This is a genomic window from Actinomycetota bacterium, from assembly GCA_030650795.1.
Taxonomy (GTDB): Bacteria; Actinomycetota; Actinomycetes; order S36-B12; family S36-B12; genus UBA11398.
The window spans coordinates 42,798-55,271 of sequence record JAUSDJ010000017.1 but is presented as its reverse complement, the minus strand read 5'-3'; the positions used below and the strand labels follow the sequence as shown (position 1 = coordinate 55,271).

Genomic DNA, 12,474 nt, shown 5'->3' with positions numbered 1-12,474 from the left:
TGTCCCGCGTCCAGCCAAGATCATTCTTGGTGAGCAGCCCGTGGGTCTAGAGGTGGAGCATCGATGCTTTGAACGCAGAAACCGCACTTTCGTCCCCGTCGATTCGAACATCAGTGACCGATCGTCCATGCAGCAGCAGCATGATGTCCAGCGGCCGACCAGTCAGCATGAGAACGGGCGAACCAGTCTTGATTGCTGCGGGAGCCGCATCGATATCGGTGCGCTGCACCGTGATGCCCATTGGCAGCGATCGAAGCAGTAGCTTGCTCATCCGACCGAGTCGGCTCCACAGCACCTCGTTGAGTTCAGGATCCTCGCGACGAGCGATCCAATCCGGTGTTGCTCTTCGGACGTCCTCGCTATGAATCACGAATTCAATGATGTTCGCGGCTGCATCGACGCTGGCAATGGAAAGAGGCGACCACCGAGGTGCTCCCAGCCTGAACTGGGCCACCACCTCCTCGTAAGGATTCGCTGCCATCTCGGCCTGCACCTTGCTCGTCCAGTTGGCCAGAAAGGGGACGATGATCCCGGCTGCGGCATCGGGCCTTGCCTCGCGGATGACGAGATGAGCAGCCAGATCTCGCGTCGTCCAGCCAGCGCACAGGGTTGGGGCGTCAGGGCCTGCAGCGAGCATCAGGTCGGCCAGATTCTTGCGTTCGTTGTGGACCAAGGTTGAGGTGCTCATACGGGCATCATGACTCACCGGCAGAATATGGCCATGTCATCCCGCGAGGAGCTCTTGGCCGCAGTGCAGTTCAATGCCGATGGCCTTGTCCCGGCAATAGCCCAGCAACAGGGCAGCGGAGAGGTCTTGATGATGGCCTGGATGAACCGGGAATCGCTGGAAATGACCTTGGACTCCGGTAGGGCCACCTACTTCTCGCGTAGCCGTGCGCGCTTGTGGACCAAGGGCGAAGAATCGGGCAACGCGCAGATGGTGCTCAAGATCGCCACCGATTGTGATGGCGACACCCTGCTGCTTGAAGTAGATCAAACAGGCCCGGCATGTCACACAGGTACGCGCACTTGCTTTGACACCACGATTATTGAAGTGACGCCATGACCGCAATCCTGGGCTCGCGAACCGGCGTGGTTGCCCCCGATCTTGAGAGTTTCCGCGAACTGGCTCGTCAACGTCGAGTCATCCCAGTGGTTCGTCGGCTGCTGGCTGATGGTCAAACTGCTGTTGGTCTCTTCCAAGCATTGTGTGGTGACCGGGCTGGCACCTTCCTGCTTGAATCAGCCGAGCAGGGCAAGCACTGGTCGCGTTATTCCTTTGTGGGAGTCCGTGCGGCGGCGATGCTGACTGATGGCGACGGTGGCGCCCATTGGGTTGGACGCGTTCCACAGGGAGTGCCAACGACCGGCTCGCCCGTTGATGTCTTGCGCGACACTGTCGCGCTATTGCAGACGCCACCTTTGCCGGGTCTGCCGCCATTGACTGGCGGCCTGGTCGGCTATCTCGGTTACGACATGGTGCGACATTGGGAGCGAATCCCCGACGAGAACCCCGACGAACTTGGCTTGCCCGATATGGCGTTCCTTCTCGCCACTGATCTTGCGGTGCTCGATCACGCCGAGGGATCAGTGCTGCTCATTGCCAATGCGATCAACTACGACGCATCAGGCGAACGAGTCGACGAGGCATGGGCAGATGCTGTCGAGCGACTCGATGCAATGCAGGCAGCTCTTTCCACTGGTCATGCGCATGTGCCGTCGACCTTTGATCCCAATGCGATTCCAGAGGTCACCTCGTGGTCGCCCGATGGCAAGTACCTCGTTGATGTTGAGCGAGCCAAGGAGTACATCCGCGCCGGCGATGCCTTCCAGATCGTGTTATCGCAACGCTTTTCCACTCCATGTCCCGCGCCGGCCCTTGATGTCTATCGCATTCTGCGCACGACAAACCCGAGCCCGTACATGTATCTGCTTCGCATACCTGAAGCAGATACTGACCTGAGCGAACGAACGGCATTTGAAATTGTTGGTTCATCACCTGAGGCCCTGGTCACCGTGCAACAGGGTCACTGCGTTGTGCATCCGATCGCGGGCACACGCCCACGAGGTTCCAGTGTTGAAGAGGATGCAGCGCTCTCCGAAGACATGCTTGGTGACGCAAAGGAGCGGGCAGAGCATCTGATGCTGGTCGATCTTGCGCGTAACGATCTTGGCCGCGTCAGTGCTCCAGGTTCAGTGCAGGTTGTCGAGTTCATGCAGGTAGAGCTGTACTCGCATGTCATGCACATGGTCTCGACGGTCACTGGTGATCTCGCCGATGGCAAGACGGCCTACGACGCACTGGCAGCAACCTTTCCTGCTGGAACACTGAGTGGCGCGCCGAAGCCGCGGGCGATGGAGATCATCGACGAGCTTGAGCCACTTCGACGCGGTTTATATGGCGGAGTCGTGGGCTACTTCGACTTCGCCGGCAATGTCGATACTGCAATTGCAATTCGCACTGCTGTATTGAAAGACGACATTGCATACGTGCAGGCCGGAGCCGGCATCGTTGCGGATTCAGTGCCAGCAGCAGAAGAGGCTGAGTGCCGGGCAAAGGCCGCCGCCGTGCTGAGAGCAGTGGCTATCGCATCAACCCTGCGCCCGGTTGATTCGTGAGGTCGCGAAGACTCGCATTGACCTTGTTGATCGTCGGATCGCTCGGTGTCCTTGGCAGTTGTGCTCTTCAGTGGGTGTCGGCAAGCATCTCTGTTCTTGCCGGAGTCGGCACGCGCAGTTTCACCGCGACCGGCTCGCAGATGCTGCCGCAGGCCACCGCTTGGGCTGTCCTTGCTCTCGCTGGCTGCCTTGCGTACATCGCTCTGCGGAGTTGGGTGCGTCAGATTGTTGGAGTGATCGTTGCCGCGACTGGCGTGATGCTCGCGATCCAAGCCATCAGCTTTGGATTGAACCCGGTCGTGGATGCTGGTGGAGAGTCGCTGATCGATATCCAAATCCGACCCTGGTGGGTATTTGTGACCGTTTGTGCCCTGCTGATCGTGGCAGCTGGCGCGATGGCTGCGGGATGGAGCCGGTCTTGGCCGGCGCTTGGATCAAGGTACGAGTCCGAAGGTGTTCGACGTCATCGGCCACCCTCGCCTTGGGATTCTCTGGATGCTGGAGAGGATCCGACGATGTCAGATCCAGATGCGACCCAGACACCTGCTTAAATATGCACATGACTGATGCCCCGAACCCCATCGCCCATGGTCACGGCAACACCAAAGCAGCCTGGACCGCCGTCACGATCATCATGATCGCTTCCATTGTGGGAGCCCTTGGCGTCATGATGAACAACTGGATCGTGTTCTGGGTTGGCGTTGCACTCGTAGTTGTCGGTGCGATCGTCGGCAAGGTCATGCAGATGATGGGCCTGGGACAAGTTCAGCACGTGTAGTTGCTGCCGCATTCTGCCCGTTTACCAAACGCTGATCGAGAATTGACCTCTGTCGACCCTTGCCAGCGCAATTGTGTTCATCTCTCTGACACGCTAAGCGCATGAGCGAGAGCCAAGGGGTCAAGGGTCTCGTACTTGTCGTTGAAGACGAGCGGGCGATCTCTGATCTCTTGCGCATGTATCTCTCGCGCGAGGGCTATGGCGTCCATGTGGCAGCAACCGGACCAGATGGACTCTCGTACGCACGCACTCTGCATCCGGTTGCTGTAGTGCTTGATGTTGGTCTTCCCGGAATCGATGGAACCGAGGTGTGTCGCCAGTTGCGGTCTGAGGGCAACTGGGTGCCAATCCTGTTCTGCACCGCTCGCGATGATGAAGTCGATCGCATCATCGGCTTGGAGCTTGGGGCAGATGACTACATCACCAAGCCATTCAGCCCGCGCGAGGTTGTTGCGCGGGTGAAGTCTGTGGTGCGCCGTGCGCAGCATGCGGCCGAGGCGCCAGGTCCACTGAGTTTGGGCGAAGTTCAACTTGATCCCGTCACCCGGCGGGTGTCGGTTGCTGGCGAGCCCATGATGCTGACGGCTACAGAGTTCGATCTGCTCGCACATCTCATGGACAACCCTGGTCGGGTGTACAGCCGCGATCAGTTGCTGAGCGAGGTATGGGGCTACGCAGCAGTTGTCGGTACGCGCACCGTCGATGTACATGTCGCGCAGGTGCGATCCAAGCTCGGGGGTTACGACATCATTCGGACGGTGCGAGGAGTCGGCTACTCAGCCGAGGCAAGTCCGTGAGCATTCCCAAGCACAACAGCACGAGTCTTGTCACCCGCACTGTTCTGCTGACCAGCTTGGTTGCGGCCATCGTGGTGATCGTTGCCGGGGTGATCTCCTACCCCATGCTTCGTTCCGCCGAAGTCACGCAGTCGCGGGTCACTTTGGCTCGGCTGGCCGATCTCACGGCAACTGCAATTAACCGTGGTCCGTCGAGTCCTTCCGATGAGCAGATTCTTCCGCCGCCATTGGCTGCTTCCTTGCAGTCTGAACAGGTCAACGGCTTTGTCGTGTTCTCAGTTGACGCAGCTATTCCAGGAATGACAAGCACGGATCTGCGCGAACTTCTCATGCACGGCACGATCTCGATGGAAGGTGATACCTATCGAGGCGATGTTCTGATCGAGGGACGCGTCTTAGCCAGCGGAGGAGCTGTAGTACTTCAACAGCCGCTGGCAGTGGCTGGCGGATCCGCCCAGGAAGGGCTGCTCCGATTCCTGCTGGCATTGGTGATCGGCTTGCTGATAGCCATCCCGATCGGATTCTTTGCAGCAAGGCGCATGGTTCGCCCCTTGCGTGCTGCTCGCGATGCTGCATACGAAATGCAGGGCGGCTCTCGTGAAGTGCGGCTGAATCCCGAAGGGCCAAGTGAGGTGGCGGAGATTGCCATCGCACTGAATTCACTCAGTTCGGCCTTGGACATCTCCGAGCGCAGACAGCGCGAGTTCCTGCTTTCGGTCTCGCATGAGTTGCGCACTCCGCTCACTGCTGTGAAGGGATACGCCGAAGCTCTGGCCGACGATGTGATCGAGCCAGACGATGTGGCACGCACGGGAGCGACTGTTGCCGCCGAAGCGCAACGGCTTGATCGACTCGTCAGCGATCTGCTCGATCTGGCGAGGCTTGGGGCCGTCGATTTCCGCGTGCATCCATCGACTGTCGATATTGCCGAAGTCGGCCGCGACGCGGCAGAAGTCTGGGGATCTCGATGCGAGCGTGAGGAGGTGGATTTCAGATCCGAGATTCCTGAACACTCAGAACTCATCGTCACCGACCCAATGCGCTTGCGGCAGATCATCGACAACCTCGCCGAAAACGCGCTCCGGGTTTCGCCGACCGGTTCGGTCGTCGTCTTGGCGATTCGCGCGGTGCGCGAGGGCATCGAGGTCGAGGTTCGCGATTCGGGTCCCGGACTCACCGAAGATGACATGTCGATCGCCTTCGAGCCCGGGGCGCTCTACGAGCGCTACCGCGGTGTTCGTCCAGTAGGAACCGGACTCGGCCTCGCGCTCGTTGGCAAGCTCGCGCAAGGTTTGGGCGGTTCTGCTCGCGTCACAACTGCTGCCGAGGGCGGTGCTTGTTTCACCGTTTTCATCCCGCCGCTGGCACTTGAGATCGAATCCGACATACCCTGACTTCATGGAGACCGCGCAGGTGGTGCAGCCTGACCGCATTGTGATGTCGGCGCGCATCGATGCTCGCCCTTTGTGGCGGCGACTCGCCGGCCCAGTCGCGGTTGGACTCGGCGCCATCGGCGCGTGCGCCTATCTGTCTGCGGTGAATCCGAATGAGGCCGGTCACTACCCACTGTGTCCATCGCGCGCACTCCTTGGCATCGACTGCCCTGGGTGTGGCGGTATGAGGGGCATGTATTGCCTGCTGCACGGAGACGTGTCGGGAGCTCTCGATCACAATGTTCTGCTGTTCGCGATTCTGCCGATCGCGATTGGCCTCTGGGCCCTGTGGTTGTCGCGCGCAATTCGCGGTCGTTATCCGCAGGTGAGCTATCGGCAGTTCCGATTTCGCAATCGCTTGTTGATTTTTGGGCTGGTCATACTCATCGGATTTGGCCTGGTGCGCAATTTCGTCCCGTATTTGGGTTCAGGAGTCTGAATCGCTAGCTTCGGCTAGAGCGTGCATGTCGGTGGAACCGTCGATACAGTCTGTCGGGCTGACCTCGGCAAGGAGATTTCCATGAGTGTTGCGACTCAGACCCCGTCGCAGGAGAACCCTGAACACTCTGAGGTGACGGCTGTGCCAAAGCGCAGAGTGTTCACTCTTTCGCTCAGCGGTCCAGGCATCGCAGTGGCCGCCTTCTTCTTTGCCAGCTCCCTGCAGCCTTCGCTGCTTCCGCGAGCCGGAGCTGTCCAAGGCCTCGCTTCCGGTATCACGGCGGCAATCGGCTACGGCATTGGCGCAGGTGGGCAGTCACTGTGGACGTACTTGCAGATCCCGAAGATCAAAGGCCGAGCGCGAACTCTGGTCCTAGGCGTGATCTTCGTTTTGATCGCTTGGTCGGTCGCCTTCTCGGTTTGGCGCCAGGTGGGCTGGCAGAACGAGATTCGCGAGCTCTTTGGCATGAAGCCCGTCTCGTACACGACCTGGCCCGCCATCATCATCGTGATGGCGCTCGTCTTCGCGCTGATCCTCATTGTGTCGCGTGCCCTGCGCCTGCTCTTCAGCGTCGTAGGGCGGTGGCTTGCCCGCCGTATTCCGCGTCGACTTGCCATCGTGCTTTCCGCGGTCGTTCTTCTGATCCTTTTCTGGTCACTCATCACTGGCGTGCTCGTCAATGGTTTCTTCAACTTGGCGAACACAGTGTTCTCCAGCAGAGACGGATCAACAGCTCCCGGGATAGAGCAGCCCGCTCTGCCTGAACTTTCGGGCAGTCCCGCGTCACTGGTGAAGTGGGATGAATTGGGGCGGCAGGGTCGCAACTTCGTAGCAAGTGGCCCAACTGCTGCCGATATCAATGAATTCAGCGGCGGCGGTGCACTTGAACCGATCAGGTCCTATGTGGGCTTGAAGTCGGCAGCTACATTGCAAGCGCGTGCTGATCTGTTGCTTGAAGAGCTTAAGCGTGCCGGCGCTTTCGATCGTCAGGCTCTTGTCCTGACAACCACGACCGGCACTGGCTTCCTTGACCCTGCAGGTGTGGATCCCGTCGAGTACATATTCAATGGCGACATCGCAGTAGCTGGCGTTCAGTATTCATATCTGCCAAGCTGGATTTCGTTGCTCGCAGATCAAGATGATGTGAAGGAAACTTCACAGGTCGTCTTCGACACCATTCATGACTACTGGGCTGATCTGCCAGCAAGTTCCCGACCCAAGCTGTATCTGTACGGGCTGTCGCTTGGCTCCTTCGGAGTCGAGAGCGTGTTGAACTCGATAGACGTGATCAATGAGCCAATTGATGGTGCCGTGATGTCTGGGCCGCCGTTTGTGAATCCCTTGCACTCGCAGTTGGTCGAGGATCGCAAGGCAGGAACGCCCGAGTGGCTGCCGATCTACGGTGATGGCCGCACAGTTCGATTCATGGCCGAAGAGGGCTTCGCCAGCACGCCAGGGCCGTGGGGCCCAACGCGATTGGTGTACATCCAGCATGGGTCGGATCCAGTGGTGTTCTTCTCGCCAAGTCTGGCGTGGAGTGAGCCGGACTGGTTGAAGGAAGGCCAACGACCGCCAGATGTCGCTGAGCGAATGACCTGGTTCCCTCTGGTGACTTTCTGGCAGGTGGCGGCAGACCTACCGGGCGCCGCAGGAGTGCCCAAGGGCTACGGGCACGAGTACTCATGGAAGGCGAATACCGAAGCTTGGGTAGCGGTGGCCAATCTGCAGGCCTGGACCCTTGCCAAGACACAGAAATTGGTTTCGCTATTGGAGAAGCAAGCTCATTTCAGCGATTGATGTCCCTGCGCTCAACCAAATTTAGGCGAGAACTGGTCTAGGTCGGTCGCCGCATAGAATCCATCCTGTGAGCGTGCTGGCCGAGATCATCGTTGGAGTGCGCGAAGATTTGGCCACCCGGGTTGCTCGAACTCCGCTCAGCTCTTTGAAGGAACAAATTGCAAGTTCGAATCCAGCGATGCCAGTCGTTCCTCGGCTCACCAGCGGCGGGGTGCAACTGATAGCTGAGGTCAAGCGCGCCAGTCCAAGCAAAGGTGCTCTCGCCTCGATCGCCGATCCAGCTGCGCTTGCTCGCTCCTATGCAAGTGCGGGAGCCGCGGCCATCTCAGTCCTGACCGAGCAGCGCAGATTCGGCGGAAGCTTGACCGATCTCGCTGCCGTACGCGCCGCGGTTGATATCCCGGTGCTGCGCAAGGACTTCATGGTGGAGGAGTACCAGTTTTGGGAGGCCCGGGCCTATGGAGCAGACATCGTGCTGCTCATCGTCGCTGCGCTCGAGCAAGAGACCTTGATTTCCTTCTTGAGCCTTGCTCGTGAACTCGGCATGACGGCGCTTGTCGAAGTGCACGATGAGACGGAGATTGAACGAGCCTTGTCGGCCGGGGCCGATGTCCTTGGAGTCAACGCGCGCAATCTGAAAACCCTTGAAGTAGACCGTTCTGTCTTTGCCCGCGTGGTCCCGCTGATTCCAAAGGACTGCGTACGCATTGCTGAATCCGGGGTGCGCGCACCAAATGATGTCGTCGAGTACGGACTCGCGGGTGCTGATGCAGTGCTCGTAGGCGAGGCGCTCGTCACTGGCGCTGATCCACTCTCCGCCGCGCGCGCCATGATCGAGGCCGGCCAGACAGTGGGGCTTTCGTCATGACTGCAGGTCACTACGGCCCCTACGGTGGCCGCTTTGTTCCCGAGGCGCTCACAGCGGCCCTCGATGAATTGGATGCAGCCTTTCGCGTAGCCAAGGAAGATGAAGCCTTCCAAGCCGAGTTGCGCGATCTTGAGCACAACTACACCGGCCGTCCCAATCCACTGACTTTCGCTCGCAGATTCAGCCAGCATTGTGGTGGGGCTCGTGTCTATCTCAAGCGTGAAGATCTCAACCACACTGGTTCGCACAAGATCAACAACGTGCTGGGTCAGGCGCTACTCACCAAGCGCATGGGCAAGTCCCGCGTCATCGCCGAAACCGGTGCTGGCCAGCACGGTGTTGCAACCGCGACGGCAGCAGCACTGTTCGGTTTTGAGTGCACGGTCTACATGGGTCTGGAGGACACGCGCAGGCAGGCGCTCAATGTCGCACGCATGAAGCTTCTTGGGGCCGAGGTTGTTTCTGTCACGGCTGGCAGTCAGACCTTGAAGGACGCCATCAATGAGGCGATGCGCGACTGGGTGGCCAGTGTCGACACGACTCACTACGTGCTGGGCACTGTCACCGGTCCGGCCCCTTTCCCCGAGATGGTGCGCTACTTCCATTCAGTCATTGGTCGCGAGGCTAGAGAGCAGATCCTGAAGGCTGAGGGTCGATTGCCCGATGCGGTGGTCGCTTGTGTCGGCGGTGGCTCTAATGCGATGGGCTTGTTCAGTGGGTTCATCGATGACCCTGATGTCATCTTGCGCGGCTATGAAGCAGGTGGCGAAGGAGTCGAGACTGGCCGCCATGCTTCTCGGTTCTCAGGCGGTTCCCCCGGCGTGCTGCATGGCGCTCGCACATATGTCTTGCAGGACGAATGGGGCCAGACTCTGCCCTCGCACTCCATCAGTGCTGGCTTGGACTATCCAGGTGTTGGCCCTGAGCATGCCTGGATGCACGACACCGGGCGCGCCAGCTATGAATCGGTCACAGATGCGGAGGCGATGGAGGCCTTCGCGCTGTTATCGCGAACTGAGGGCATCATTCCGGCAATCGAAAGTGCACACGCATTGGCAGGCGCGATGCGCATCGGCAAGGAGCTTGGCCCTGATGCGCTCATCATCGTCAACCTGTCTGGGCGCGGCGACAAGGATGTTGCGACGGCTGCTCGTTGGTTCAACATCGATCTTGGCGGCACGGTTGCAGCTGAGTTGAGCCCAGAGATGGTTGAAGGGCGATGACCGCTCATGTCTCCAGTGCCTTTGCCAAGGCTGCTGCTGAGAACCGCGCCGCGCTGATCGGCTATTTGCCTGCGGGCTTTCCGACTCCTGAAATATCCGTCCGCTTGATCAACGCGATGGTCGGTGCCGGCGTCGACATCATCGAGGTGGGCTTGCCCTACTCCGATCCGCTCATGGATGGACCCGTCATTCAGCAGGCAGTCAATGAAGCGCTCGCCGCCGGCACCACGACTGATCATGTGATCGACGTCGTGCGACAGATAACGGAGGCTGGCGCCACCGCGATTGTGATGAGCTACTGGAATCCAATCGAGCACTATGGGGTGCAGAAGTTCGCATCAAGATTGCAGTCAGCTGGCGGTTCGGGCCTGATCGCTCCAGATCTCTCTCCTGAAGAAGGTGCGGATTGGGCCGCGGCCGCAACTGCACACGACATTGATCGCATCTTCATGGTCGCGCCTTCGTCAACTGACGCGCGCATTGCCGAGATCGTCAAGCACTCTTCAGGATTCATCTACGCGGCATCCACCATGGGCGTGACCGGCGCGCGCACCAGTGTCGGCGGCGCGGCCAGCGGCCTGGTCGCCCGCACTCGTCAGTTCACACAACTGCCGATTGGGGTGGGGCTGGGCGTCTCCACGGCTGCTCAGGCAGCGGAGGTTGCGGCATACGCCGATGGGGTGATTGTCGGCTCTGCGTTCGTTCGAAGAGTGCTCGATGCCGACAATGAATCTGCAGCCATAGCAGCAGTAAGTGAATTGGCACGGGAACTGGCGACCGGAGTGCGGCGTCTATGAAGGACCGTGACATACGGTGGTGCCTTGGTGCAACGGACAATTCAAGGAGTTCTAGGCGATGAGCAATTCTTCAAATGACCGGCGCGACCGCGCTGCTGCTGCCAAGTCGGCAGCAAACCTCGGCGGCAAGCGCCGCGAGCGGATGATCCGCATCGTGGGCGCGGCCACTGTGCTGGTCGTCGTCATAGCGATCATCGCCATCTCCGTGATTGCCAAGAACTCTGCCTCCTCAAGCCCGGACCCCGCGGTGACCGCGACAGCTGATCCCAACGCTGCGATTCCCAAGACCGCATTCCCAACCAGCAGTGAGTTTGCCTATGGCGTGCCATTTGGCACCGGCAGCGCAAAGGTGCCCGTGCTGCAGATGTGGGAGGACTTCCAGTGCCCGGCATGTGAGGCTGTCGAAACGTCCAACGGCGAAGGCATCCGCGCGCTTGCTTCAAGTGGCAAGGTGCAGCTCATCTGGCGTCCGACCACCTTCTTGGACACCAATTTGAGAAATGACTCGTCATTGCGGTCAACGGCCGCTTGGGGCTGTGCAATCGATGCAGGCAAGACAGATGAGTACCACAACACGGTCTACGCCAACCCGCCGGCAAATGAGGGTGATGGCTTCACCAATATTCAGCTGATTAGCTTCGCCTCGGATTCGGGCATCGAAGGTGCGGCGCTGGATACCTTCACCAAGTGCTTGAACGCGGGCACCTACCTGGGCTGGGCGGCCAATAGCACCGCTGCCTTCTACAAGTCAGGTGCGCAAGGCACTCCTTATGCACTGCTCAATGGGGTTGTCGTGCCCAATGACGTACTGGCCAATAAGGACAAGCTCGACGCTCTTGTTGCCAGCGCCACCAAGAGTTGATCGCTGCAATTGATCCGCGCATTCATCCCCAGCCCTGAGCAGGGGGTCTGGAATCTAGGGCCGATCCCGATTCGCGCCTATGCGATGTTCATCATCCTGGGCATCGTTGCTGCAGTCTGGCTCGGCAATAAGCGCTATGTGGCTCGAGGCGGCGAATCCGGCACGATCACCGATTTAGCCATCTGGGCTGTGCCATTTGGCATTGTTGGTGGTCGGCTCTATCACGTCATCACTGATCACCAGCTCTATTTCAGTCCCGGGGGTTCTGGAATCTCTGGGGCCATCCGCGTCTGGGATGGCGGTTTGGGCATCTGGGGGGCTGTTGCACTGGGCGCTCTCGGTGCCTGGATCGGAGCTCGACGCCACGGGGTCGCGCTGCTGCCGGTGGCCGATGCGATTGCCCCTGGCCTCGCTCTGGCGCAGGCCATCGGCCGATTGGGCAACTACTTCAATCAAGAGCTCTTTGGCGCGCCGACGAATCTGCCGTGGGGACTGGAGATCGACCCGGCCCACCGGCCGCCTGGCTACGAGCAGTTCACCACCTTCCATCCCACCTTTCTCTACGAGTCCTTGTGGATGGTCGGGGTCGCTCTGATCCTGATCTGGGCAGACAGGCGCTTCAATCTGGGTCATGGCCGGGTTATCGCCCTCTACATCGTGCTCTACTGCATCGGGCGGTTCTGGATCGAGCTCCTGCGCATCGATACTGCCAACCACATCCTGGGCCTGCGCCTGAATGTGTGGACCGCGATCATCGTGGGCATCGGGGGATTGGTCTGGTTCCTGCTCTCAGCCCGCCTCAAGCCAGGGCGAGAAGCACTAGCTGCGACCCGGTAGTATCTACCTTCGTTGGGCCAATGT

General features: G+C 59.7%; 13 protein-coding genes and 1 pseudogene. 13 read left to right on the top strand and 1 reads right to left on the bottom strand.

The genetic code is table 11. The features are described 5' to 3' along the window. Positions 1 to 46: 46 nt before the first annotated feature. Positions 47 to 688 (bottom strand): TIGR03085 family metal-binding protein, encoded by a 642-nt coding sequence (locus Q7L55_04065; protein MDO8731733.1) that lies wholly within the window; start codon positions 686 to 688, stop codon positions 47 to 49. A 27-nt stretch (positions 689 to 715) separates the two neighbouring features. Here Q7L55_04065 and hisI point away from each other — a divergent pair, with 27 nt between their 5' ends. The 13 genes and pseudogenes from hisI to lgt all read left to right on the top strand — a co-directional run bounded on the left by hisI (position 716) and on the right by lgt (position 12,435). Further along, positions 716 to 1,066, top strand: coding sequence for a phosphoribosyl-AMP cyclohydrolase (gene hisI, locus Q7L55_04060; GenBank protein ID MDO8731732.1), 351 nt, complete (start codon positions 716 to 718; stop codon positions 1,064 to 1,066). Then, positions 1,063 to 2,619 carry an anthranilate synthase component I gene (locus Q7L55_04055; GenBank protein MDO8731731.1) on the top strand — a complete coding sequence of 519 codons (1,557 nt, stop codon included), beginning with the start codon at positions 1,063 to 1,065 and terminating at the stop codon, positions 2,617 to 2,619. The genes hisI and Q7L55_04055 overlap by 4 nt, the downstream gene beginning before the upstream one ends. After that, the gene (locus Q7L55_04050; protein MDO8731730.1) at positions 2,616 to 3,170 is read left to right on the top strand and encodes a Trp biosynthesis-associated membrane protein; all 555 of its coding nucleotides are present in this window, start codon (positions 2,616 to 2,618) and stop codon (positions 3,168 to 3,170) included. The genes Q7L55_04055 and Q7L55_04050 overlap by 4 nt, the downstream gene beginning before the upstream one ends. A gap of 8 nt (positions 3,171 to 3,178) precedes the next feature. After that, the gene (locus Q7L55_04045) at positions 3,179 to 3,397 is read left to right on the top strand and encodes an HGxxPAAW family protein (protein MDO8731729.1); all 219 of its coding nucleotides are present in this window, start codon (positions 3,179 to 3,181) and stop codon (positions 3,395 to 3,397) included. A gap of 101 nt (positions 3,398 to 3,498) precedes the next feature. Further along, complete coding sequence (locus tag Q7L55_04040; protein MDO8731728.1) at positions 3,499 to 4,194, top strand: response regulator transcription factor; 696 nt, start codon at positions 3,499 to 3,501, stop codon at positions 4,192 to 4,194. Continuing rightward, positions 4,191 to 5,588, top strand: a complete 1,398-nt coding sequence (locus Q7L55_04035) for a HAMP domain-containing sensor histidine kinase (protein MDO8731727.1) — start codon at positions 4,191 to 4,193, stop codon at positions 5,586 to 5,588. The genes Q7L55_04040 and Q7L55_04035 overlap by 4 nt, the downstream gene beginning before the upstream one ends. 4 nt (positions 5,589 to 5,592) lie before the next feature. Then, the gene (locus Q7L55_04030) at positions 5,593 to 6,066 is read left to right on the top strand and encodes a DUF2752 domain-containing protein (GenBank protein MDO8731726.1); all 474 of its coding nucleotides are present in this window, start codon (positions 5,593 to 5,595) and stop codon (positions 6,064 to 6,066) included. An 81-nt stretch (positions 6,067 to 6,147) separates the two neighbouring features. Further along, the gene (locus Q7L55_04025) at positions 6,148 to 7,863 is read left to right on the top strand and encodes an alpha/beta-hydrolase family protein (GenBank protein ID MDO8731725.1); all 1,716 of its coding nucleotides are present in this window, start codon (positions 6,148 to 6,150) and stop codon (positions 7,861 to 7,863) included. A gap of 67 nt (positions 7,864 to 7,930) precedes the next feature. Beyond that, the gene (gene trpC, locus Q7L55_04020; protein ID MDO8731724.1) at positions 7,931 to 8,731 is read left to right on the top strand and encodes an indole-3-glycerol phosphate synthase TrpC; all 801 of its coding nucleotides are present in this window, start codon (positions 7,931 to 7,933) and stop codon (positions 8,729 to 8,731) included. Next, a complete protein-coding gene (gene trpB / locus Q7L55_04015) occupies positions 8,728 to 9,954 on the top strand; it encodes a tryptophan synthase subunit beta (protein ID MDO8731723.1) in 1,227 nt (408 codons plus the stop codon). Before trpC ends, trpB begins: the two co-directional genes overlap by 4 nt. Next, positions 9,951 to 10,751 carry a tryptophan synthase subunit alpha gene (trpA, locus tag Q7L55_04010; GenBank protein ID MDO8731722.1) on the top strand — a complete coding sequence of 267 codons (801 nt, stop codon included), beginning with the start codon at positions 9,951 to 9,953 and terminating at the stop codon, positions 10,749 to 10,751. Before trpB ends, trpA begins: the two co-directional genes overlap by 4 nt. 58 nt (positions 10,752 to 10,809) lie before the next feature. Next, complete coding sequence (locus Q7L55_04005; GenBank protein MDO8731721.1) at positions 10,810 to 11,613, top strand: thioredoxin domain-containing protein; 804 nt, start codon at positions 10,810 to 10,812, stop codon at positions 11,611 to 11,613. Positions 11,614 to 11,622: 9 nt separating this feature from the next. Further along, positions 11,623 to 12,435, top strand: a pseudogene (gene lgt / locus Q7L55_04000) (prolipoprotein diacylglyceryl transferase). The last annotated feature ends 39 nt before the right edge of the window (positions 12,436 to 12,474 follow it).